This window comes from Kitasatospora sp. NPDC127116 (assembly GCF_042677365.1).
Lineage (GTDB): Bacteria > Actinomycetota > Actinomycetes > Streptomycetales > Streptomycetaceae > Kitasatospora > Kitasatospora lactacystinica.
In genome coordinates, this window is record NZ_JBHXTL010000101.1 from 1 (window position 1) to 23408 (window position 23408).

18 protein-coding genes are annotated in these 23408 nt (G+C 72.7%); 13 read left to right on the forward strand and 5 right to left on the reverse strand.

Annotation, left to right across the window (positions count from 1 at the left end):
• Nucleotides 1-113: 113 nt before the first annotated feature.
• Nucleotides 114-3245 (reverse strand): isoleucine--tRNA ligase, encoded by a 3132-nt coding sequence (ileS, locus tag ACFVHV_RS31500; protein WP_359908368.1) that lies wholly within the window; start codon nucleotides 3243-3245, stop codon nucleotides 114-116.
• A gap of 660 nt (nucleotides 3246-3905) precedes the next feature.
• On the opposite strand from ileS, the gene ACFVHV_RS31505 reads away from it, so the two are divergent.
• From ACFVHV_RS31505 to ACFVHV_RS31520, 4 genes are all read left to right on the forward strand, one after another.
• Nucleotides 3906-4370, forward strand: a complete 465-nt coding sequence (locus tag ACFVHV_RS31505) for a TraR/DksA family transcriptional regulator (protein WP_359908365.1) — start codon at nucleotides 3906-3908, stop codon at nucleotides 4368-4370.
• Between the two features lie 166 nt (nucleotides 4371-4536).
• On the forward strand, nucleotides 4537-5187 hold the full coding sequence (gene lspA, locus ACFVHV_RS31510) for a signal peptidase II (protein ID WP_380355635.1): 651 nt from the start codon (nucleotides 4537-4539) through the stop codon (nucleotides 5185-5187).
• A 52-nt stretch (nucleotides 5188-5239) separates the two neighbouring features.
• Nucleotides 5240-6178 (forward strand): RluA family pseudouridine synthase, encoded by a 939-nt coding sequence (locus ACFVHV_RS31515; protein WP_380355594.1) that lies wholly within the window; start codon nucleotides 5240-5242, stop codon nucleotides 6176-6178.
• 1 nt (nucleotide 6179) lies between these two features.
• Nucleotides 6180-6644 (forward strand): GNAT family N-acetyltransferase, encoded by a 465-nt coding sequence (locus tag ACFVHV_RS31520; RefSeq protein WP_359908356.1) that lies wholly within the window; start codon nucleotides 6180-6182, stop codon nucleotides 6642-6644.
• Between the two features lie 135 nt (nucleotides 6645-6779).
• Here ACFVHV_RS31520 and ACFVHV_RS31525 read toward each other — a convergent pair whose 3' ends face one another.
• Complete coding sequence (locus ACFVHV_RS31525) at nucleotides 6780-7799, reverse strand: mechanosensitive ion channel family protein (protein ID WP_380355598.1); 1020 nt, start codon at nucleotides 7797-7799, stop codon at nucleotides 6780-6782.
• Nucleotides 7800-7896: 97 nt separating this feature from the next.
• Here ACFVHV_RS31525 and ACFVHV_RS31530 point away from each other — a divergent pair, with 97 nt between their 5' ends.
• From ACFVHV_RS31530 to ACFVHV_RS31540, 3 genes are all read left to right on the forward strand, one after another.
• Complete coding sequence (locus ACFVHV_RS31530; RefSeq protein WP_380355601.1) at nucleotides 7897-10668, forward strand: alpha/beta fold hydrolase; 2772 nt, start codon at nucleotides 7897-7899, stop codon at nucleotides 10666-10668.
• 95 nt (nucleotides 10669-10763) lie between these two features.
• Nucleotides 10764-11621 carry an ABC transporter permease gene (locus ACFVHV_RS31535; protein WP_359908379.1) on the forward strand — a complete coding sequence of 286 codons (858 nt, stop codon included), beginning with the start codon at nucleotides 10764-10766 and terminating at the stop codon, nucleotides 11619-11621.
• A 75-nt stretch (nucleotides 11622-11696) separates the two neighbouring features.
• The gene (locus tag ACFVHV_RS31540; RefSeq protein ID WP_359908348.1) at nucleotides 11697-12275 is read left to right on the forward strand and encodes a dienelactone hydrolase family protein; all 579 of its coding nucleotides are present in this window, start codon (nucleotides 11697-11699) and stop codon (nucleotides 12273-12275) included.
• Between the two features lie 69 nt (nucleotides 12276-12344).
• Here ACFVHV_RS31540 and ACFVHV_RS31545 read toward each other — a convergent pair whose 3' ends face one another.
• Complete coding sequence (locus ACFVHV_RS31545; protein WP_359908346.1) at nucleotides 12345-13124, reverse strand: VOC family protein; 780 nt, start codon at nucleotides 13122-13124, stop codon at nucleotides 12345-12347.
• A gap of 159 nt (nucleotides 13125-13283) precedes the next feature.
• Here ACFVHV_RS31545 and ACFVHV_RS31550 point away from each other — a divergent pair, with 159 nt between their 5' ends.
• Together ACFVHV_RS31550 and ACFVHV_RS31555 are read left to right on the forward strand one after the other, a co-directional pair.
• Nucleotides 13284-13964 carry an MOSC domain-containing protein gene (locus tag ACFVHV_RS31550; RefSeq protein ID WP_359908344.1) on the forward strand — a complete coding sequence of 227 codons (681 nt, stop codon included), beginning with the start codon at nucleotides 13284-13286 and terminating at the stop codon, nucleotides 13962-13964.
• A 117-nt stretch (nucleotides 13965-14081) separates the two neighbouring features.
• On the forward strand, nucleotides 14082-14585 hold the full coding sequence (locus tag ACFVHV_RS31555) for a DUF3592 domain-containing protein (RefSeq protein ID WP_359908341.1): 504 nt from the start codon (nucleotides 14082-14084) through the stop codon (nucleotides 14583-14585).
• A gap of 41 nt (nucleotides 14586-14626) precedes the next feature.
• Here ACFVHV_RS31555 and ACFVHV_RS31560 read toward each other — a convergent pair whose 3' ends face one another.
• Complete coding sequence (locus ACFVHV_RS31560; RefSeq protein WP_359908338.1) at nucleotides 14627-15046, reverse strand: I66 family serine proteinase inhibitor; 420 nt, start codon at nucleotides 15044-15046, stop codon at nucleotides 14627-14629.
• Nucleotides 15047-15182: 136 nt separating this feature from the next.
• Between ACFVHV_RS31560 and ACFVHV_RS31565 the strand changes: the two genes are divergently transcribed.
• Together ACFVHV_RS31565 and dnaE are read left to right on the forward strand one after the other, a co-directional pair.
• Nucleotides 15183-16262, forward strand: coding sequence for a hypothetical protein (locus ACFVHV_RS31565; RefSeq protein ID WP_380355608.1), 1080 nt, complete (start codon nucleotides 15183-15185; stop codon nucleotides 16260-16262).
• Nucleotides 16263-16441: 179 nt separating this feature from the next.
• Nucleotides 16442-19975 carry a DNA polymerase III subunit alpha gene (gene dnaE / locus ACFVHV_RS31570; protein WP_359908333.1) on the forward strand — a complete coding sequence of 1178 codons (3534 nt, stop codon included), beginning with the start codon at nucleotides 16442-16444 and terminating at the stop codon, nucleotides 19973-19975.
• A gap of 88 nt (nucleotides 19976-20063) precedes the next feature.
• Here the strand turns inward: dnaE and ACFVHV_RS31575 are convergent, their stop codons facing one another.
• Nucleotides 20064-20951 carry a LysR family transcriptional regulator gene (locus ACFVHV_RS31575; RefSeq protein ID WP_380355611.1) on the reverse strand — a complete coding sequence of 296 codons (888 nt, stop codon included), beginning with the start codon at nucleotides 20949-20951 and terminating at the stop codon, nucleotides 20064-20066.
• A 93-nt stretch (nucleotides 20952-21044) separates the two neighbouring features.
• On the opposite strand from ACFVHV_RS31575, the gene ACFVHV_RS31580 reads away from it, so the two are divergent.
• Together ACFVHV_RS31580 and ACFVHV_RS31585 are read left to right on the forward strand one after the other, a co-directional pair.
• Nucleotides 21045-21932, forward strand: a complete 888-nt coding sequence (locus tag ACFVHV_RS31580; protein ID WP_359908327.1) for a dihydrodipicolinate synthase family protein — start codon at nucleotides 21045-21047, stop codon at nucleotides 21930-21932.
• A 114-nt stretch (nucleotides 21933-22046) separates the two neighbouring features.
• Nucleotides 22047-23096, forward strand: coding sequence for an aspartate-semialdehyde dehydrogenase (locus tag ACFVHV_RS31585; RefSeq protein WP_359908324.1), 1050 nt, complete (start codon nucleotides 22047-22049; stop codon nucleotides 23094-23096).
• The last annotated feature ends 312 nt before the right edge of the window (nucleotides 23097-23408 follow it).

The following is a 23408-nucleotide window of genomic DNA, read 5'->3' on the forward strand; positions in this document are numbered from 1 at the left end:
GTGCCTTTGGGTGTGTGGGTGTTGGGGGGGGGGGGGGGGGGGGGGGGGGGGGGGGGCAAAGGCGGAACGGCCGCCGGGGGGGGAGCCGGGCGGCGGTTCGGGGGTGGTGCGGGTCAGGCCTTGCGGAGCTGGAAGGCGAGGCCGAGGGAGTCGTCGGCGAAGGTCTCGGAGTCCCAGTCGGCCGCGCCGGCGGCGAAGTCGGTGGCGAGGACCTCCTCGGCGACGAGGGGGCCGTGTTCGGCGATGGCTTCGGCGGTCTCCTCCGAGGTGGCGCGCCAGCGCAGGACGATGCGGTCGGCGACGTCCAGGCCGGAGTTCTTGCGGGCCTCCTGGATCTGGCGGATGGCGTCGCGGGCGATGCCGAGCCGCTTGAGCTCCGGGGTGATGGCCAGGTCGAGGGCGACGGTGGCGCCGGACTCGTTGGCGACGGCCCAGCCCTCGCGCGGGGTCTCGGTGATGATCACCTCGTCGGGGGAGAGGGTGATCGGTTCACCGTTCAGTTCGACGGAGGTGGTGCCCGAGGCGCGCAGTTCGGCGGCCAGGCGGGCGGCGTCGGTGGCGGCGACCGCCTTGGCGACGTCCTGGACGCCCTTGCCGAAACGCTTGCCCAGCGCGCGGAAGTTGGCCTTGGCGCTGGTGTCGACCAGCGAACCGCCGACCTCCGCCAGCGACTCCAGGGTGGAGACGTTGAGCTCCTCGGCGATCTGCGCGCGCAGGTCGGCCGGCAGCTCCTCCCAGCCCTGGGCGGCGACCAGCGCGCGCGAGAGCGGCTGACGGGTCTTCACGCCGGACTCGGCGCGGGTGGCCCGGCCCAGCTCGACCAGGCGGCGGACCAGCGCCATGTGCCGGGAGAGCTCGGTGTCGATCAGCGACTCGTCGGCCTCCGGCCAGGTGGCCAGGTGCACCGAGGCCGGGGCCTCCGGGGCGACCGGGACGACCAGGTCCTGCCAGACCCGCTCGGTGATGAACGGGGTGAGCGGGGCCATCAGGCGGGTGACCGTCTCCAGCGCCTCGTGCAGCGTGGCGAGCGCGGCGGCGTCGCCCTGCCAGAAGCGGCGGCGGCCGCGGCGGACGTACCAGTTGGACAGGTCGTCGACGAAGCCCGACAGCAGCTTGCCGGCGCGCTGGGTGTCGTACGCCTCGTAGGCCGCGTCGACCTCGCGGACCAGGGTGTTCAGCTCGGAGAGCACCCAGCGGTCCAGCTGCGGGCGGTCGGCCGGGGCCGGGTCGTTCGCCGACGGCGCCCAGTTCGAGGTGCGGGCGTACAGGGCCTGGAAGGCGACGGTGTTCCAGTAGGTGAGGAGGGTCTTGCGGACCACCTCCTGGATGGTGCCGTGGCCGACCCGGCGGGCCGACCAGGGCGAGCCGCCGGCCGCCATGAACCAGCGGACGGCGTCGGCGCCGTGCTGGTCCATCAGCGGGATCGGCTGGAGGATGTTGCCCAGGTGCTTGGACATCTTGCGGCCGTCCTCGGCCAGGATGTGGCCCAGGCAGACGACGTTCTCGTAGCTGTTCCTGTCGAACACCAGGGTTCCGACCGCCATCAGCGTGTAGAACCAGCCGCGGGTCTGGTCGATCGCCTCGGAGATGAACTGCGCCGGGTAGCGCTTCTCGAACAGCTCCTTGTTCTGGTACGGGTAGCCGTACTGGGCGAAGGGCATCGAGCCCGAGTCGTACCAGGCGTCGATGACCTCGGGCACGCGGGTGGCGGTGCCGCCGCAGTCGCGGCAGGCGAAGGTCACCGCGTCGATGTACGGGCGGTGCGGGTCGAGGCCGCTCTGGTCGGTGCCGGTGAGCTCGGACAGCTCGGCCAGCGAGCCGACGCAGGTGAGGTGGCCCTCCTCGCAGCGCCAGATCGGCAGCGGGGTGCCCCAGTAGCGGTTGCGGCTGAGCGCCCAGTCGATGTTGTTGTTCAGCCAGTCGCCGAAGCGGCCGTGCTTGACCGTGTCCGGGAACCAGTTGGTGGCCTCGTTCTCGCGGATCATCGCGTCCTTGACGGCGGTGGTCCGGATGTACCACGACGGCTGCGCGTAGTAGAGCAGCGCGGTGTGGCAGCGCCAGCAGTGCGGGTAGCTGTGCTCGTACGGCAGGTGACGGAAGAGCAGGCCGCGCTCCTTGAGGTCCGCGACCAGGGCCTCGTCGGCCTTCTTGAAGAACTGGCCGCCGACCAGCGGGACCTCGGGGGCGAAGGTGCCGTCGCCGAGCACCGGGTTGACCACCGGCAGGCCGTACTTGCGGCAGGTCGCGAGGTCGTCCGCGCCGAAGGCGGGGGACTGGTGGACGATGCCGGTGCCGTCCTCGGTGGTGACGTAGTCGGCGTTGAGGACGTAGTGGGCGTTCTCGATCTCGACCAGGTCGAAGGGGCGGCGGTAGGCCCAGCGCTCCATCTCGGCGCCGGTGAAGGACTCGCCGGTGGTCTCCCAGCCCTCGCCGAGCGCCTTGGCGACCAGCGGCTCGGCGACGACCAGCTGCTCCTCGCCGTCGGTGGCCACCACGTAGGTGACCTCCGGGTGGACGGCGGCGGCGGTGTTGGAGACCAGGGTCCACGGGGTGGTGGTCCACACCAGCAGGGCGGCCCGGCCGGCCAGCGGGCCGCTGGTGAGCGGGAAGCGGACGAAGACCGAGGGGTCGACCACGGTCTCGTAGCCCTGGGCCAGCTCGTGGTCCGACAGGCCGGTGCCGCAGCGCGGGCACCAGGGGGCGACCCGGTGGTCCTGGACCAGCAGGCCCTTGTCGAAGATCTGCTGGAGCGACCACCACACGGACTGGACGTACGACGGGTCCATCGTGCGGTAGGCCTCGTCGAGGTCGACCCAGTAGCCCATGCGGGTGGTCAGCTCGGCGAAGGCGTCGGTGTGGCGGGTCACCGAGTCGCGGCACTTGGCGTTGAACTCGGCGATGCCGTACGCCTCGATGTCCTGCTTGCCGGAGAAGCCCAGCTCCTTCTCGACGGCGAGCTCGACCGGCAGGCCGTGGCAGTCCCAGCCGGCCTTGCGGGCGACGTGGTAGCCCTTCATGGTCCGGAAGCGCGGGAAGACGTCCTTGAAGACGCGGGCCTCGATGTGGTGGGCGCCGGGCATGCCGTTGGCGGTGGGCGGGCCCTCGTAGAACACCCACTCGGGGCGGCCCTCGGACTGCTCCAGGCTGCGCTGGAAGATCTTGTTGTCCTGCCAGAAGGACAGGATCTGGTGCTCCAGGGCAGGCAGATCCACCTGCGCGGGGACGGGGTTGTAGGAGCTGGCCATCGCGGCGTCTACCTCCGGTGGATGCGGGACTGGATCCTCCGGAGGGACGAGACGGCCCGGCCGTCCCGCGGTACCACCCTCCTTGGCCGCGGTGCTTCGTTCGCGGCCCTCTTGTTTGGGCTTGCTGCCGGGTCTAGTGGGCCACCGCGGCATCGCGGCGGCCGTTCTTCCGGCGGCTCCGGGGTGATCTTCCCGTCGTGCACACCCCCGGGCTCGCACCGTCCCCGGGTCGCTGGTGGCTGCGTACGTCGGTACTCGTCCCATCTGCGCCTTGCCCCGCCAGTGTATCGGCCGGGTGCGGCGGTTTGTCCAAACCGTTTCCCGGTGGGTGGTCCGGAGCACTCCGGGGGCGCTCCGGGAGCGTTCCGGGGGCGTTCGCCGAGGGAGGTTAGCCGGAGTCGATCTGGGCACAAATCTCTGAGCGCACGGGGCGTGACGGTTGGGACGGCTGCCTGGGTGGGAACGTTATGAGGCGTCGGTATGTCATGTTGTGACCGGTTTTGATCGGGATTATCGTTCCGGCACTGGAAGCCGCCGGGAACCGGCGGCTCGATTCGTTCGTAGATGGGGTCGAAAGCCATGGCTGAGAAGGGAACCGGCGCGGGCACCGCCACCAAGCGGGCACGCAAGGCCGTGGCGGTCGACCCAGGGGAGGGGCCCGTGACCACTACCGCACCGAAGAGCAGCACCGACACCGTCACCGCGCCGAGAGGCGCCGAGTCGGTGGACCCGGCCACGCTGCCGGTCCGGCCCGGCGAGGACCCGTGGACCGCCGAGGAGGTCCACGAGCTGCACGACGAGCTGATCAGCGACCTGGACCGGCTCCGGACCGAGATCGGCGCCGCCGAGGCGGCCATCTCCGGCCTGATGCGCGACTCCAACGACGGAGCCGGCGACGACCAGGTGGACGCCGGTACGAAGAACATCTCGCGGGAGAGCGAGCTGGCGCTGGCCAACAACGCGCGGGACAGCCTGGCCCAGACCGAGCGCGCGCTGGATCGACTGGAGGGCGTCGGCTTCGGCACCTGCGAGTCCTGCGGGCAGGCCATCGGCAAGGCCCGGATGCAGGCCTTCCCCAGGGCGACGCTCTGCGTGCAGTGCAAGGCCAAGCAGGAACGCCGCTGAACCGGGCGACCGGAGCGACGCGCGGGGTCGGGCTTGCCGTACGCTCGACCCCGTAATGTCGCCCGAGTAACGTCGCCTGACGCGTTCGTGAACGCGGGCAGGCTGTCACCGGCCCACCACCCTCCCCCTCCTGCGGACCGGGGGAGCTCCATCGGCAGCGGAGCGGATCATCAGCACGCAAGGTTCCCCCCAGACCCGGGACGACGCCGTCCCGTCCCCCGCCGATGCCGTGGAGGTGCCCGTGGCGGAGCCGACCGGGGCGTCCGTGGACGACGCGGGGACCGAGAAGCCCAAGGGGCGGCGCCGGGTCGGGGTGCTGCTGGTCGTGGCGGTGCTCGCCTTCCTGATCGACCTGGGCAGCAAGCTGCTGGTGGTCGCCCGGCTGGAGAACCACGCGGCGATCAAGGTGATCGGGGACGTGGTCACCTTCCAGGTGATCCGCAACTCGGGCGCGGCCTTCGGGATGGGGCAGGCGCTGACCGTCGTCTTCACGATGATCGCCTCCGCCGTCATCGTGGTGATCTGGCGGATCGCGCGCCGCCTGTACAGCCTGCCCTGGGCGATCGCGCTCGGGCTGCTGCTCGGCGGGGCGCTCGGCAACCTCACCGACCGGCTGTTCCGCGCCCCCGGCGTCTTCCGCGGGCATGTGGTGGACTTCATCTCCGTCCAGCACTTCGCGGTCTTCAACCTCGCGGACTCGGCGATCGTCTGCGGCGGAATCCTGGTGGTGCTGCTCTCCTTCCGGGGCAGCAACCCGGACGGGACGCTCCACCAGCAGGCCGACAAGGCGGAGAAGACGGAGCAGGCGGAGAAGTAGCCCCGGCCACCGGCGGGCGGGGGAGGGCCGCGTTTCCGGCATACTCGTACGGGTGAGTACCGCAGCGCAGATCCGCAGCCTCCCCGTTCCCGACGGCCTGGAGGGCGAGCGCCTCGACGCCGCCCTGGCCCGGATGTTCGGCTTCTCCCGGACCAAGGCCGCCGAGCTGGCCGCCGACGGCAAGGTGACGCTCGACGGCGCCGCGGCCGGCAAGTCGGACCGGGTGACCGCCGGCTCCTGGCTGGAGGTCGAGATCCCGGCCCCGGCCGCGCCCGTGCGGATCGTCGCCGAGGCGGTCGAGGGCATGCGCATCGTCCACGACGACGAGGACATCGTGCTGGTCGACAAGCCGGTCGGCGTCGCCGCGCACCCCAGCCCGGGCTGGACCGGCCCCACCGTGATCGGCGGGCTGGCCGCGGCCGGGTACCGGATCTCCACCTCGGGCGCCGCCGAGCGCCAGGGCATCGTGCACCGGCTGGACGTCGGCACCTCCGGGCTGATGGTGGTCGCCAAGTCCGAGCGCGCCTACACCGACCTCAAGCGGCAGTTCCACGACCGGATCACCGAGAAGCGCTACCACACCCTGGTGCAGGGCCACCCGGACCCGATGAGCGGGACGGTGGACGCGCCGATCGGCCGGCACCCCAGCTCGGACTGGAAGTGGGCCGTCACCCGGGACGGCAAGCCGTCCGTCACCCACTACGACCTGATCGAGGCGTACCGGGCCGCGTCGCTGCTGGCGATCAAGCTGGAGACCGGGCGCACCCACCAGATCCGCGTCCACATGTCCGCGCTGCGGCACCCCTGCGTGGGCGACCTGACGTACGGCGCCGACCCGACGCTGGCCAAGCGGCTGGGCCTGACCCGGCAGTGGCTGCACGCGGTGTCGCTCGGCTTCGAGCACCCGGCGGACGGGCAGTGGGTCGAGTTCTCCAGCGAGTACCCGGGGGACCTCAGGAAGTCGCTGGACATCATCGCGGCGGAGAGCTGAGGTGGCGGCTGCCACCGTCCGGATCGCCGAGGGGGAGGCGGACCTGGAGCTCGTGCGGGCCGTCCGGCGCGAGGTCTTCGTCGTCGAGCAGAACGTGCCGGAGGAGCTGGAGTACGACGAGTACGACGCGACCTCGGTGCACCTGCTGGCCCTCGGGGCCGACGGGGCCGCGCTGGGGACGGCGCGGCTGATCTTCGGGGAGCAGGCGCGCGAGCTCACCGGCGGTGTCGAGGGGCGCGTGCTGCTCGGGCGGCTCGCGGTCGTCGCGGCGGCCCGGGGGACGGGCCTCGGGGCGGTGCTCGTACGGGCGGTCGAGGCCGCGGGGGCCGAGCGCGGCGCGGTGGAGGTCGAGCTGCACGCGCAGGTGCGGGCGCTCGGGTTCTACGAGCGGCTGGGGTACGTGGCCGAGGGGCCCGTGTACGACTCCGCGGGCATCCCGCACCGGACGATGACGCGGATGCTGTAGCTGTAGGCGTTCCGGGCGGACGGCGCCGCACCTCCGGGGGCGGGTTCCCGCTGGTCGCCCTTCGCTTCGCGCGGTTCCCCGTGCCCCGGTCGGGGTGCGGGGAACTCTTGTTTCCGGCGCGGTCGCGGGCGCGGCTCAGCCTTCGGTGGTGCGCAGGCGGGGGAGGGCGTGGGGGTGCTCGTCGCGCAGGTGGGCGATGAGCTGTTCGCGGATGTCGAAGCGGAGCCGGGCGGCGTCGTCCGGGGTGCGGGCCGTCATGGTGGCGCGGACGACGATGGTGCTGGGCGTGGTGTCGGTGACGTGCAGGGCCCACTCGTCGCCGTCCCACAGCGGGTGCCGGTCCAGGCGGGCGCGCAGGACGGCGCGCAGCTCCTCCATCGGGGTGGTGTGGTCGAGGTGGAGCAGCACGGCGGCGAGCAGGCCGGGGTCGCGGCGGGTCCAGTTCTCGAAGGGCTTGTTGACGAAGTACGAGACCGGGACGACCAGCCGGCGGTAGTCCCAGAGCCGGACCACCAGGTAGGTGAGGGTGATCTCCTCGACGGTGCCCTGCTGGCCGTCCACCACCACGGTGTCGCCGATCCGGACGGTGTCGCTGAAGGCGATCTGGAGGCCGGCGAAGAAGTTGCCCAGGGTGCTCTGGGCGGCGATGCCGGCCACGATGCCGATGACGCCCGCCGAGGCGAGCAGGCTGGCGCCGACGGTGCGCATGGCGGAGAAGGTCAGCAGCATCACGGCCACCGTGACCACGACGATCAGCGCGCCGGCCACCCGGCGCAGCATGCCGATCTGGGTGCGCGCCCGCTGGACCCGGGCCGGGTCGTCGACGCGGCTCTCGTAGCGGCTGAGCAGCGCCTCCAGGAGGGCGGCCACCACGCGGACGGTGAGCCAGCCCAGCGAGGCGAGCAGGAACAGCAGGAGCAGGTGCTGGGCGCCGGCGTCGCCCTTCAGGTGGAAGATCCGCTGGAGCGGTCTGGCCGCGAGCAGCAGGGCCGACACGACGGAGAGCTGGAGCGGGATCCGGCAGCGGCGCAGCAGCGGCCAGACCGGGGCCGAGGGGTTGCGGGCGGCGATCCGCTGGAGGGCCTGGTCGACGATCCAGCCGATCGCCAGGGTGGCGGCGACGGTGGCGAGCAGTGAGATCAGCGGCCAGGGCATGCGCCGTACGATACTCGGGCACGGTGGGGCGAACCGGGCGAAATGGTGTGGCGGCTTTATCGGACACCTACCCGGACGGCGGATACGATCAGCGCCCATGGAGTTCGGTGGGGCATGGCGTCGCTGGCGCGCCCGGGGAACAACGGTCGGACGCGGGCTGCTGGCCGGGGCGGTGGCCCTGGTGGCGGTGGCCGCGGCCGGCACCGCGACGGTGGCGTCCGGCGGTGAGCGGGCGGTCCACCAGGAGGACCGTTTCCTCAGCATGCCGGAGACGCCCGGCAGCACCCAGCAGGTCCAGCTGGACACCTCCTTCTTCACCACCGGCGGCGGTCCGCGCCCGGCGGTGCTCCTGGCGCACGGCTTCGGCGGTTCCAAGGAGGGCGAGCGCGAGCGCGCCGAACAGCTGGCCCGGCAGGGGTACGCGGTACTGACCTGGTCGGCGCGCGGCTTCGGCCACTCGGGCGGCAGGATCGGGCTGAACGCGCCGGACCGCGAGGTCGAGGACGTCAAGCACCTGGTGGACTGGCTGGCCCAGCGGCCCGAGGTCCAGCTGGACGCCGCCGGCGACCCGAAGGTCGGCATCACCGGCGCCTCGTACGGCGGGGCGGTCTCGCTGCTGGCCTCCGCGTACGACCCCCGGATCGACGCCGTCGCCACCCAGATCACCTGGTGGAACCTGGCCGACGCGCTGTTCCCGCAGGGCGTCCAGGGCTCGGGCGCGGCGGACGGCGTGTTCAAGAAGCTGTGGGCCGGGATCTTCTTCACCACCGGCTCGGCCGGGGACCTCGGGCCCTCCGGCGGGGCGCCGCGGGAGGGCGGCGGGCCGAAGCCGACCGCGGACGGGCCGGTCGGCTGCGGGCGGTTCCTGGACTCGCTCTGCCGGATGTACGACCGGGTCGCCACCGCCGGGCACGCCGATCCGGAGGCCGTCGCGCTGCTGGAGCGCTCCAGCCCGTCCTCGGTGGCGGCGCAGCTCAAGGCGCCCACGCTGGTGGTGCAGGGGCAGCAGGACTCGCTGTTCCCGCTGGACCAGGGCGACCGCATCGCCAAGGCGGTGGCCGCCAACGGCGCGCCGGTCGCGGTGGACTGGTTCGCCGGCGGCCACGACGGCGGGACGGACACCAGCGCCCGGGTCGACGACCGGGTGACCGCCTGGTTCGACCACTACCTGAAGGGGGACGGCAACGACACCGGCGCCGCCTTCCGGGTCACCCGCACCGGCGGGGTCGACTCGACCGGCTTCCAGGCCGTGCTGCGCGGAGCCACCGCCGACCGGTACCCGGGGCTGGGCGGAACCGGCTCGCGGACCGTCGAGCTGACGGGCGGCGAGCAGACCCTCGCCAACCCTCCCGGCGGCGCGCCGCCCGGGATCTCGACCCTGCCGGGCGTCGGCGCGCTCAGCCAGGCGGCCTCGCTGGGCGCCGGGCTCTCACTGGACTTCCCCGGGCAGAACGCCGCCTTCGACTCGGCGCCGCTGGACTCGCCGCTGCACCTGACCGGGCAGCCGACCGTGCCGGTGCGGGTGACGGCGGACCGGCCGGGCGCGGTCCTGTTCGCGAAGCTGTACGACGTCGGGCCGGACGGCAAGGCGGTGCTGCCGCAGCAGCTCGCCGCCCCGCTGCGGGTCACCGGCGCGGACGCCGGGCAGACCGTCACGGTCGCGCTGCCGACCGTGGACCACACCTTCCCCGCCGGGCACCGGGTGCGACTGGTGCTGGCCGCCACCGACCTCGCCTACGCCTCGCCGGTCGAGCCGGCCACCTACCGGGTGGCACCGGCCGGGGCGCTCACCGCGCCGACCGTCGCCGAACTGGTCACCGAGGCGGCCCCGCTGCCCTCGCGCACCTGGCTGCTGCCGGTGATCGCCGTCCTGGTGGCCGCGGCCCTGGTGCTGGCGCCGCGGCTGCGCCGCCGCCGGGCCGCCGGGCCCGCCTTCGACCCGGAGCTGGCCGCGGTGCCGCTGCGGATCAGCGGGCTGAGCAAGCGCTACAAGGGCGCCCAGGACCGCTACGCCGTACGGGAACTGGGCTTCCGGGTGGAGCAGGGACAGGTGCTCGGCCTGCTCGGGCCGAACGGTGCCGGCAAGACCACCACGCTGCGGATGCTGATGGGACTCATCCGGCCGGACGCCGGGGAGATCCGGATCTTCGGTCACCTGGTGCGGCCCGGCGCGCCCGTGCTCTCGCGGGTCGGGGCGTTCGTGGAGGGCGCGGGCTTCCTGCCGCACCTCACCGGGCGGGCCAACCTGCGGCTGTACTGGCAGGCGACCGGACGGCCGGAGGCCGACGCCCGCTTCGACGAGGCGCTGGCCATCGCCGGGCTCGGCGAGGCGCTGGACCGCGCGGTGCGGACGTACTCGCAGGGCATGCGGCAGCGGCTGGCGATCGCGCAGGCGATGCTCGGGATGCCGGACCTGCTGATCCTGGACGAGCCGACCAACGGGCTGGACCCGCCGCAGATCCGTGAGATGCGCGAGGTGATGATCCGCTACGCGGCCGGCGGGCGGACCGTGATCGTGTCGAGCCACCTGCTGTCCGAGGTCGAGCAGAGCTGTACGGACCTGGTGGTGATGGACCGCGGGCGGCTGGTCACGGCCGGCCCGGTCGGGGACATCGTGGGCGCCGGCGAGCTGCTGATGATCGGCATCGCCGGCCCGTACGACCCGGTGCCGGTGGTCGAGAAGGTCGCCGCGCTCGCCGGGGTCGGCTCGGTGGAGGCCGTCGACGGCGGCCTGCTGGTGCGCCTGGACGGACTGGCGGCCAGCGAGCTGCTGGCCGAACTGGTGCGGCTGGAGGTACCGGTGGAGAGCGCCGGGCCGCAGCGCCGCCTGGAGGACGCGTTCCTGTCGTTGATCGGAGGTGGAGCGTGAGCGTCGCCCCGAAGGACCACACCGAGCCGAAGGACCGTGCCGAGTCGATGGACCGTGCCGAGGACCGCGCCGAGTCGAGGAACCACGCCGAGTCGATGGACCGCGCCGAGTCGAGGGACCACGCCGAGGGGTACCGGGCGAGCCGGACGCTGCCGCTGCGGGTGGAGGCCATGCGGCAGCTGCGCCGGCGCCGCACGATGGTGATCGGCGGGGTGCTGGCCGCCATGCCGTTCGTCCTCCTGGCCGCGTTCCAGATCGGCGGCACCCCGGGCCGTCCGGGCCGGACCAGTTTCATCGAGCTGGCCACCGCCTCGGGGGCCAACTTCGCGGTCACCATGCTGTTCGTCGGCACCGGCTTCATGCTGGTCATCCCCGTCGCGCTGTTCTGCGGGGACACCGTCGCCTCCGAGGCCAGCTGGTCCTCGCTGCGCTACCTGCTGGCCGCGCCGGTGCCCCGGGCCCGGCTGCTGGCCCGCAAGTTCGCCGTCGGCCTGGCGTTCTCGGCGGTGGCGGTGGTGATGCTGCCCGCGATCGGGCTGGTCGTCGGCACGGCCGCGTACGGCTGGGGGGACCTCGAACTGCCCGCCGGGGTCAGCCTGCCGGCCGGGCAGGCGCTGCCCCGGATCGCCATCGCGGTGGCCTTCGTCCTCCTGAGCGAGACCGTGATCGCGGCGCTCGCCTTCTGGCTCTCCACCGCGACGGACGCGCCCCTGGGCGCCGTCGGCGGCGCGGTGTTCGCCTCGATCATCACCGGGGTGCTGGACGCCGTCACCGCGCTGGGCGACCTGCGGGAGTGGCTGCCGGCGCACTGGCAGTACTCCTGGGCGGACGCCCTGCAGCCGCAGCTGGAATGGGGCGGCATGGTGCAGGGCGTCTCGCTGTCGCTCTCGTACGCGGCGGTGCTGCTGGCGCTGGCGTTCCGGGGGTTCGCGCGCAAGGACGTGGTGTCGTAGGCGTGCGGTGGGGCACCGCCGGGGCATGCGGGATCATGGGTGGGTAGCTGACCTCGCTGGTGAAGGACCCGAACCGTGGCCCAGATCGTCCTCTTCCACTCCGCCTACGGGCTGCGCCCCGCCGTGCGCGCCGCCGCCGAGCGGCTGCGCGCCGCCGGGCACACCGTGCACACGCCGGACCTGTTCGACGGGCGGACCTTCGAGTCCGTCGAGGAGGCGCAGGAGTTCCAGGAGGAACTCGGCGGCCGTGACGAGCTGCTGCGGCGGGCGGTGACCGCGGCCGCGCCGGTGTCCGAGGGCGGGCTGGTGTACGCCGGCTTCTCGCTCGGCGGCGCGGTGGCGCAGAACCTGGCACTGGCCGACGAGAAGGCCCGCGGGCTGCTGCTCCTGCACGGCACCTCGGACCTGCGGGAGGACGCGGCCACCGAGATCCCGGTGCAGCTGCACATCGCGGAGCCGGACCCGTTCGAGCCGGAGGACTGGCTGAACGCCTGGTACCTGCGGATGCGGCGGGCCGGGGCCGAGGTGGAGGTGCACCGCTACCGGGGCGCCGGGCACCTGTTCACCGACCCGGAGCTGCCGGACTACGACGAGGAGGCGGCCGAGCGCGCCTGGGCGGCGTCGCTGGACTTCCTCGCGGAGCTGGACGACTGACGGCTGCGCGGGACACGGCCTCGCCCGCCCGGGCGGGAGTCCGGGCGGGCGGAACGGTCGGGCTCGGGGTCAGAGCGGCTGGGGCTTGATCATGGCGAAGGGGGCGCCCTGCGGGTCGGTGACGACGGTCATCCGGCCGGCCATCATGTCGAAGGGCGGGGCGAGGACGGTGCCGCCGCTCTTGACCAGGGCGTCCACGGTGGAGTCGACGTCGTCGACCGCGAAGTACGTCAGCCAGTGGGCCGGGGTGCCGGGCGGGTCGTTGGCGAGCAGGGTGGCGCCGCCCACCGCCCGGCCGCCGACGTTCAGTACCCAGTACGAGTCCACTCCCGGCATCGGCTCGATCTCGATGCCGAACGCCTCGCCGTAGAAGGCGGTGGCGGCCGGGATGTCGCTGGTGTGCAGCTCGTTCCAGGTCAGCGCGCCGGCCTCGTTGACGACCTGGGCGCCGAAGAACTCGCCCGGCTGCCAGACGCCGAACACCGCGCCCTGCGGGTCGGCGGCGATCAGCATCCGGCCCAGGTCGCCGACGTCCATGACCGGGACGATCAGGGTGCCGCCGGCGGCGACGATCGCGTCCTGGGTGGCCTGGGCGTCGGTGGAGGCCAGGTAGCTGGTCCAGACGGTCGGCGGCTCCGGCATCCCCTCGGGGGCCGTCCCCGGGCCGATGCCGGCCGCGGCCTTGCCGTTGAGGGTGCAGACGGCGTAGCCGCCGAACTCGGCCGGGCCGGCCTGCCCCTGCCAGCCGAGGAGGTCGCGGTAGAAGTCCAGCGCGGCCTGCTGGTCCTTGGCCATCAGATCGACCCAGCACGGGGTGCCGGTCGCGTACGGGGTGGTGACTTCGGGCATGATCGCCCTTTCTGGTGAGGGGTCTCTGCCGGTCACCATCTCCTCGTGCACCGTGGCTCGCCACTCGACACACCGCCGCGGCCGCCGGCCCGGGCGGGACCAGGGCGGAGAGCTCCCCGATGGCCGTACAGGTGCGCCCGTTCGGCGTACGGTCGACATATGGACGCACAGGCGCGACTGCTCTCCGTCAATGTCGGCAGGCCCCGGCCGAACCCGTGGAAGAAGGACCTCGGGCTCACCGGCATCGACAAGCGCCCGGTGGACGGCCCGGTCGCGGTGGCCGCACCGGGCCCCCGGGGGACGGGCGCGGTCGCCCTGGCCGGGGACCGGGTGTACGACCTGAAGCACCACGGCGGCGACGACCAGGCGGTGTACGCCTACGCCCGGGAGGACCTGGACGGCTGGCAGACCGAGCTGGGCCGGGAACTGGCCAACGGCTCCTTCGGCGAGAACCTGACCACCACGGGCCTGGACGTGAACGACGCGCTGATCGGGGAGCGCTGGCGGGTCGGCCCGGACGTCGTCCTGGAGGTGTCCTGCGCGCGCATCCCCTGCGGCACCTTCCAGGGCTGGCTGGCGAGGGAGGGCTGGATCCGGCGCTTCACCGAGGCGGCCCTGCCGGGCGCCTACCTGCGGGTGGTCGCACCGGGCGAGCTGCGCGCCGGGGACGCGGTGGAGGTGGTGCACCGTCCGGACCACGACGTCACGGTGGCCCGGTCGTTCCGCGCGGTGACGACCGAACCGGAGCTGCTGCCGGGCCTGTTGGCGGTGGAGGCGTTCCCGGAGGAGATCAAGGAGCTGGTGCGCCGCCGGGTCCGGCCCCTGGACGCGGCGCTGTGATCACACCGGCCACCGTCCGGCCGCCTCGCGATCGGGGCCCACGACGGTACGGCCGGTGTCGGTGGGTACGGCTAGCGTGAGCGCACGTGGGCAGCTGGGCTGACACCGGGGGGACCGATGGAGAACGCGCCGGACCACGGCCGGACCGTGCGGAACGGTTCGCTCGCGATGATCGGCCTGGGGGTCCTGCTGTTCGTCCTCAGCCTGGTCTATCTGATACCGCACGACATGGGGGTGACGTCGGCTCTGCGCAGCCGCGGCGTCCACGCCACGGCGGTCGTCACCGGGTGCGTGGAGGTGAGCGGGCCGCAGGACAACCCGGCGGGCAACTCCGAGTGCCGGGTGCGGTTCACGACGTCCGAGGGGGCGTCCGTCGAGACCCGACTCGCCTACGTCACCGGCAGCGTCAAGGCCCGTGACACCGTGACGGTGGTGTACGACCCCCGGCACACCGACACCGCCGCCCTCGCTTCGAGCATCGGTTTCTGGAACTCACTGGGCCGGAACGCGCTCGACGTGGTCGCCGTGGTCGCGTCGGTGGTCATGGTCCTGCTGGGCCTCGCGGTCCTTCTCGCGTACCGATGGCTCACCCGGGCGCGCAGCCGGCCCGGGGCGACGTGACGCCCCCCGCCCGGGGAGGGCGAGGGGCGCGGCTCGGGGGATCAGACGTCGAGCTTCTCGAAGGTGAAGGCGGTGGCGCCTTCGAGGACGGGGATGACCTCGATCGGGCTCCGCCTGCCGGGTTCGAGGACGGTCCACGAGGAACCGTGGGGGGACGCGATCCGGTACGTGTTCGGGGTGCCGTCGACGGGGATCAGCTCCCACTCCGGGGCGTCGCCCTGGTCGAGGAGGAGGGAGACCAGCGGGCCGGCGGGCCCGAGGTCCTCCACGGCCGTCGGGGCGCCCTTCGCGTAGAGCCGGTAGCGGTTGTCGGGGTGGGCCTCGACGACCCAGACGGCGTCCTGGTCGTCGGTGTCGGCGAAGACGGCTTTGGGGGAGAGGTCCAGGGCTTCGTGACGGGCTCGGCCGATCCTGGCGTCGCCGTGCTGGATGGTGTAGAGGCCGGACTCCAACTGGGCCATGGCTGTCATTCCTTCGCGTTGCGGGCGAGATGCAGGACAGTTGTACGTGCTCGGAGGAAGCCGGGGCAGGGGCCTCGGCCCGCCATCACCTGAACGAGCTACGCCCCGCGCCGGGGGCTGCGGCACGATGGACCCCATGCACAGCGACCACTACGCGCCGCCGACCACCCTCCTCGGCCTCCTCCAGCGCGGCCGGGGCCAGGGCGCGCGGATAGCCGCCGAGGACCGGATGTCGGTCGCCGAACTCGTCCACGGCTGCATCCGCTGGGACTGGCGCTGGGACTCGCAGGTGGACGACCGACACCTGTACCTCGCCCGCTTGATCCGGGACCTGGAACTCCCGCTCGGGCCCGTGGTCGAGATGGCGACGGCCCAGGACGAGGACACCCGGGACCGGGCCACCGGCGTGCTGGAACTGCTGGTGCTCGCCGGCTCGGCGGACGCCCGGGCGGCGCTGCCGGACTTCGTTCCGGAGGAGGACGAGCCGTCCGCGCGTCGCCCGGTGCGGCGGCCGGATCCGTACCCGGAGCGGGACAGTACGGGCCTGCTGGCCCTGCTGCGCGATCCGGCGGCGCCGGAGGGAGCCAGGACCTCCGCTCTCGTGGCCCTCTCGCTCCGCCCGCCCGAGCCCGCGCTGATCCCGCTGGTGCCCGGCCTCGGCTCCGCCGACGGCACCCGACCGCTGCCGCTGCTGGGCAAGGCCGTCGAGCGGCTGGCCGAGCAGGCCGTGCCGGCGGCCCGGGAGTGGGCGGCTTCGGAGCGGGCGTGGCTGGCCGAGATCGGCTACGCGGTGCTGGCCGCTCACGGTGACGAGGGGGACGTGCCGGCCTTGATCGCCGAGCTGGAGCGGCGGTGGGTGGACCGGTCCTGGTGCGGGCCGGACGAGCTCGCGCGCGGTCTCGCCCGCCTCGCCCGCTTCGGGCCGGAGGCGGCCGGTGCCGTCTCCCTGCTGCGCCGCTTCTGGCTCTGCACCCCGCACTCGTACGAGCGTGCCGACTACCTGGAGGCGTTGTCGGCGATGGGGGCCCCGGGCATGGCCGAGGCGTACACCGAGTCGCTGTGGGACTGCGAGCCGCGAGCCCGGCTCCTCGCCGTCGAGCACGCCCCCGACCGGCCCGACGTGCGGGAGCGCCTGGCCCTCCTGCGGGACGATCCGATGGAGGAGCCGGAGGTCCGTGAGGCGGCCGCGGAACGACTCGCCGGGCTCGCCCGGTAGGCCTTCCCGGAGGAGGGGCAACCCGGCGGTGGGGGGCTAGAGTGGACGCGTGAACGCGTGAGTGGTGGTCCGGACCCCGAGAGGTGTTCCGGGCCACACCCATTTCCGGGGCGTTTCCCCCGTGACCTGCGCGTTCGCCGGCCCACCAGACCAGCACCAGAGCCTCCGGAGGCCCCGCCTTGAGCGATCAGCCGTTCGCGCATCTGCACGTCCACACCGAGTACTCGATGCTGGACGGTGCCGCCCGGCTGAAGCAGATGTTCAAGGAGGTCGAGCGCCTCGGGCAGACCCACGTGGCGATGACCGACCACGGCAACATGTACGGCGCCGCCGAGTTCCACCGGCAGGCGACCGACGCGGGCATCACCCCCGTCATCGGCATCGAGGCGTACGTCGCCCCGGAGTCCCGCTCCAACACCAAGCGCATCCTGTGGGGCCAGCCGCACCAGAAGCGGGACGACGTCTCCGCGTCCGGCGCGTACACCCACAAGACCATCTGGGCCCGCAACAAGGAGGGCCTGCACAACCTCTTCAAGCTGACCTCGCGCTCCTACGCCGAGGGCTGGCTGGTGAAGTGGCCCCGGATGGACAAGGAGCTGATCGCGGAGCTGTCCGGCGGCCTGATGGCCACCACCGGCTGCCCGTCCGGCGAGGTGCAGACCCGGCTGCGCCTCGGCCAGGTCGACGAGGCGCTGAAGTCCGCCGCCGACTACCAGGACATCTTCGGCAAGGAGAACTACTTCCTGGAGCTGATGGACCACGGCCTCGACATCGAGAAGCGGGTCCGCGACGGGCTGCTGGAGATCAGCAGGAAGCTCAACATCCCCCCGGTCGTCACCAACGACTCGCACTACACCACCGAGGCCGACGCCGGCGCGCACGACCTCCTCCTCTGCGTCCAGACCGGCAAGAACCTCTCCGACCCGGACCGCTTCCGCTTCGACGGCACCGGCTACTACATCAAGTCCGCCGCCGAGATGTACGCCCTCGACTCCTCGGACGCCTGGCAGGAGGGCTGCCGCAACAGCCAGCTCCTCGTCGCCTCCCGGGTCGACACCGAGGGCATGTTCAAGTTCAAGAACCTGATGCCCCGCTTCCCCATCCCGGAGGGCTTCGAGTCCGAGGCGGACTTCTTCAAGTCCAAGGTCTGGGAGGGGATGGACTGGCGCTTCCCGGGCGGGTACGACGAGGAGCACAAGAAGCTCGCCGAGTACGAGATGGACACCATCATCCAGATGGGGTTCCCGGCGTACTTCCTCGTGGTCGCCGACTTCATCATGTGGGCCAAGAGCCAGGGCATCGCGGTGGGTCCCGGCCGTGGTTCGGCGGCCGGCTCGCTGGTCGCGTACGCGATGGGCATCACCGACCTCGACCCCATCCCGCACGGCCTGATCTTCGAGCGCTTCCTCAACCCCGAGCGCATCTCCATGCCCGATGTCGACATCGACTTCGACGAGCGCCGGCGCGGTGACGTGATCCGCTACGTGACGGAGAAGTGGGGATCCGACAAGGTCGCCATGATCGTCACGTACGGCACCATCAAGGCGAAGGCCGCCATCAAGGACTCCTCGCGCGTCCTCGGCTACCCGTACGCGATGGGCGACCGGATCACCAAGGCGATGCCGCCGGACGTCATGGGCAAGGGCATCCCGCTCTCCGGCATCACCGACTCCTCGCACCCGCGCTACAGCGAGGCCGGCGAGATCCGCGGGCTGTACGAGACCGACCCGGACGTCCGGAAGGTCATCGACACCGCGCGCGGCATCGAGGGCCTGATCCGCCAGCCCGGTGTGCACGCCGCCGGCGTCATCATGTCCGCCGAGCCGCTGACCGACCACATCCCGGTCTGGACCCGGCACACCGACGGCGTCACCATCACGCAGTTCGACTATCCGACCTGTGAGGGCCTCGGCCTTCTCAAGATGGACTTCCTCGGCCTGCGCAACCTGACGATCATGGACGACGCCGTCAAGGCGATCGAGAAGAACAAGGGCGAGAAGATCGAGCTGCTCAAGCTGCCGCTCGACGACAAGCCGACCTACGAACTCCTCGCCCGCGGCGACACGCTCGGCGTCTTCCAGCTCGACGGCGGGCCGATGCGCTCGCTGCTGCGCCTGATGAAGCCCGACAACTTCGAGGACATCTCCGCCGTTCTGGCGCTGTACCGTCCGGGCCCGATGGGCGTCAACTCCCACACCAACTACGCGCTGCGCAAGAACGGCCAGCAGGAGATCACCCCGATCCACCCGGAGCTGGAGAAGCCCCTGGAGGAGGTGCTCCGGCCGACGTACGGCCTGATCGTCTACCAGGAGCAGGTGCAGAAGGCCGCGCAGATCCTGGCCGGCTACTCGCTCGGACAGGCGGACCTGCTGCGCCGGGCCATGGGCAAGAAGAAGAAGGAGATCCTGGAGGCGGAGTTCGTCCCCTTCCAGAAGGGCTGCCGCGAGCGCGGCTACTCCGACGCGGCCATCCAGGCCGTGTGGGACGTCCTCGTCCCCTTCTCCGGCTACGCGTTCAACAAGGCCCACACCGCCGGCTACGGGCTGGTCTCGTACTGGACGGCCTACCTCAAGGCCAACTACCCGGCCGAGTACATGTCCGGCCTGCTCACCTCCGTCAAGGACGACAAGGACAAGTCCGCGGTCTACCTCAACGAGTGCCGCAAGATGGGCATCCAGGTGCTGCCGCCGGACGTCAACGAGTCGGACTCGGACTTCACCCCGCACGGTGACACCCTGGTCCGCTTCGGCCTGACCGCCATCCGCAACGTCGGCGGGCCGGTGGTCGATTCGATGATCCGGACCCGGAAGGCGAAGGGGAAGTTCGCGTCCTTCCCCGACTTCCTGGACAAGGTGGAGTCGGTGGTCTGCAACAAGCGGACCGTCGAATCGCTGATCAAGGCCGGTGCCTTCGACTCGCTCGGCCACACCCGCAAGGGCCTGAGCGCCCAGTTCGAGCCGATGATCGACAACGTCGTCGGCGTGAAGCGCAAGGAGGCCGAGGGGCAGTTCGACCTCTTCGGCGGCGACGCCACCGCCGACGAGCCGAGCTTCGGCCTGGACGTCGTCTTCTCCGAGGAGGAGTGGGAGAAGTCCTTCCTGCTCACCCAGGAGCGGGAGATGCTCGGCCTGTACGTCTCCTCGCACCCGCTGCACGGCATCGAGCACGTGCTCGCCGACAAGGCGGACTGCGCGGTCGCGGACCTCGCGGAGCGGCCGGACGGGACGATCATCACCATCGGCGGCATCATCTCGGGCCTCCAGCGGAAGATGACCAAGCAGGGCAACGCCTGGGCCATCGCGACCGTCGAGGACCTCGCGGGCTCGATCGACTGCATGTTCTTCCCGGCCAGCTACCAGCTGGTCTCCTCGCAGCTCGTCGAGGACGCCGTCGTCTTCGTGCGCGGCAAGCTGGACAAGCGGGAGGACGTGCCGCGGCTGATGGGGATGGAGCTGTCCGTCCCCGACCTGTCGAACGCGCACGCCGAGGCGCCGATCGTCATCAACATCCCGAGCGGGAAGGTCACCCCGCCGCTGGTCGCCCGGCTCGGCGAGGTGCTGGGCAGCCACCGCGGCACCACCGAGGTGCGGGTGCGGCTGGAGGGCCGCAACAAGACCACGGTGCTGCGACTGGACCGGCACCGGGTGAAGTCGGACCCGGCGCTGTTCGGGGACCTGAAGCAGCTGCTCGGGCCGAGCTGTCTGGCGGGTTAGCGCGGAGGCGAAAGGCCCGGGGCACCCGTCGCGGTGGGCGCCCCGGGCCTTTCGCGTCCGGGGAGGAGCCACTCCCGGGGGCTCCGGCTCAGCTGCCGCCGCCCAGGCCCGGCGGGACGGCCGTGTGCAGGGCGGAGACGAAGGCGGAGATGGCCGGGTGGGAGCCGGCGCCGGCGCGGAAGGCGGCGCGGGTGCGGCGGTACATCGGCAGGCGGGTGAGGACGACCCCGGGCGGGAGGCCGGCCGTGCCCAGGTGGGGGACCAGGGCGACGCCCTGGCCGGCCGCGACCAGGGCCAGCACGGTGGTGAAGTCGTCGATCTGGTGCCGGATGCGCGGCGCGAAGCCCGCCGCCTCGCAGGCCCGGACGGCCATGGTGTGGCAGAGCGTGTCGGGCGGGGACATGATCCACGGGGCGCCGCGCTGCTCGGCGACGGTGCCCGGGGTGCGGGCGGCCAGGTACATGGGCTCGGTGAAGACCGGGCGGGTCACCGCGAGGCCCGGCTCCGGGTCGGCCGGGACGAGGTCGTACTCGTGCACCAGCGCCACGTCCAGCTCGCCCGCCCGCAGGGCCGCGCCGACGGCCGCCGGGTCCACCTCGGTGACCATCGGTTCCAGCCCCGGGTGCCAGCCGGCCAGTTCGGCGAGCACCGCCGGGATGATCGCCCGGGCCGCCGACGGGTAGGTGCCGATCCGCAGCGGGCCCGCCAACCCCCGCTTGGTGTGGGCGAGTTCGGCGTCGGCCTCCTCCAGCAGGGCGAGCACCGCCTCGGCGTGCCGGACGAGGCCCAGCCCGGCCGGGGTGAGGGTGACCCGCCGCCCGGTGCGCTCCAGCAGCGGGACGCCCGCCTCCTTCTCCAGGACGGACAGCTGCTGGGACACCGCCGAAGGGCTGAAGGAGAGCGCCTCGGCGACGGCCGCGATGGTGCCGAGGTGGGCGAGTTCGCGCAGCAGGCGCAGGCGTCGGACGTCCAGCATCGGGCCAGCCTAGTCGAGCATCGGCTCAGCTTACGAGAAGCGTCGGAAATATGAACTGGACCTGGGCGATCGACGGGCCGCAGGATCGTGGACATGGAACTCAAGGGCATCCACGTCCCCCTGATCACCCCCTTCGCCGCCGACGGCTCCGTCGCCCTCGACGCGCTGGAGAAGCTGGCGCACGAGGTCCTGGACGCCGGGGCGGCCGGGCTGGTCGCGCTCGGCACCACCGGCGAGCCGGCCGCGCTGACCGCCGAGGAGCGGGACGCGGTGGTGGACGTCGCCGCGGCCGCCTGCGCCGCGCGCGGGGCGCAGCTGACCGTCGGAGCCTCCGGCGGCGACACCCGGGCCGTCGGCGAGGCGCTGGCCGCGCTCGGCGCGCGGGTGCCGCGGGCGGCGGCGCTGGTCACCACGCCGTCCTTCGTCCGGGCCGGCGAGGCGGGGACGGTCGCGCACTTCCGGGCACTGGCCGCGAGCAGCCCGCTGCCGCTGATCGTCTACCACATCCCGTACCGCACCGGGCAGCAGCTCTCCACCGCCGCGCTGCGCGAACTCGCCGCGATCGAGGGCGTGGTGGGCGTCAAGTACGCGACCGGAGGGTTGGACCAGGCGGCCGCCGAGCTGCTCGCCGACGCCCCCGCCGGATTCGCCTTCCTCACCGGCGAGGACGCGTTCCTCTCGCCGATGCTGGCGCTGGGCGCGGCCGGCGGCATCCTCGCCTCCGCCCACCTGGCGACCGCCCGGTTCGTCGAGCTGGCCGAGGCCTGGCAGGCCGGGGACGTGGCGCGGGCGCGGGCGCTCGGGCACCGGCTGACCGGGCTGGCGCTGTCCGCCTTCACGGCGCCGAACCCGTCGGTGACCAAGGGCGTGCTGCACGCCCAGGGCCGCATCCCGACCCCGGACGTGCGGCTGCCGCTGCTGCCGGCCGGGCGGGCGGAGGTCGACGCCGCGCTGGCCCTCGCCAGTGGTCTGGACCAGTAGGGGTCGTCCGGGCGGCCTCTCACACCGTGGAACACCAGGCCGCCCCACCCGCGTGACAAGGCATGATGGGCAGAGTGCGGCTGTGAACAGCACCATTCAGAGGAGTAGTCGGAGATGAAGATCGGCATTGTCGGTGCCACCGGCCAGGTCGGCGGCGTGGTCCGCGAGATCCTGGCGGAGCGCGCTGGTCGTGAAGGCGGACTGGGCCCGGTGGAGCAGCTGCGGCTGTTCGCCTCGGCCCGCTCGGCCGGACGCACGCTGCCCTGGCAGGGCACCGAGGTCACCGTCGAGGACGCGGCCACGGCCGACTACACCGGCCTGGACATCGTGATCTTCTCGGCCGGCGGCTCCACCTCCAAGGCCCTGGCCCCCAAGGTCGCCGCGGCCGGTGCCGTCGTGATCGACAACTCCTCCGCCTGGCGCCGCGACCCCGAGGTCCCGCTGGTCGTCTCCGAGGTCAACCCGGAGGCCGTCGCGGACCGCCCCAAGGGCATCATCGCCAACCCGAACTGCACCACCATGGCCGCCATGCCCGTGCTGCGCCCGCTGCACGAGGAGGCCGGCCTGGCCGCGCTCGTCGTCTCCACCTACCAGGCCGTCTCCGGCAGCGGCGTGGCCGGCGTCGCCGAGCTCCAGGACCAGGCCGCCAAGGTCGTCGAGCTGGGCGCCGCCGCGCTCGCCCACGACGGCGGCGCCGTCGAGTTCCCGGAGCCCAAGGTCTACCAGCGGCCGATCGCCTTCAACGTGGTGCCGCTGGCCGGCTCCGTCGTGGACGACGGCTCCAACGAGACCGACGAGGAGCAGAAGCTCCGCCACGAGAGCCGCAAGATCCTCGGCATCCCGGAGCTGAAGGTCGCCGGCACCTGCGTGCGCGTCCCGGTGTTCTCCGGCCACTCGCTGCAGATCAACGCCCGCTTCGAGCGCCCGATCAGCCCCGAGCGCGCCGTCGAGCTGCTCAGCGGCGCCCCCGGCGTCGAGCTGTCCGACATCCCCACCCCGCTCCAGGCCGCCGGCCGGGACCCGAGCTACGTCGGCCGCATCCGGGTGGACGAGACGGTGGACAACGGACTGTCGCTGTTCGTCTCGAACGACAACCTGCGCAAGGGCGCCGCGCTGAACGCCGTCCAGCTGGCCGAGCTGGTCGCCGCCGAGCTCAGGGGCTGAGCGCCTCCGGTCCTGCGCGGCCGGACCCCCGGGCCGGACCCCCGGGCCGGACCACCGGCGTCCACCGGTCGGAACACCGCCGCGTGACCTCGGGCGGGCCTCGTCGTTGTACGGGGCCCGCCCTCGCTTTTGTTCGCTCCGCGCCGGGGCGGCTGTTGCGGCGCCGGGACAACCGGCGAGGTTCGGCGGGCGAACCGGGGGTAAAAGGTGACCCAACGATCGGGCGACGACGGGGGCCCCTCACCTCGGCACGCCCGGACGGCGGGAGGACCGCCCATTCCCGAATCGACCCACCCGACTGATTCCGAGGGC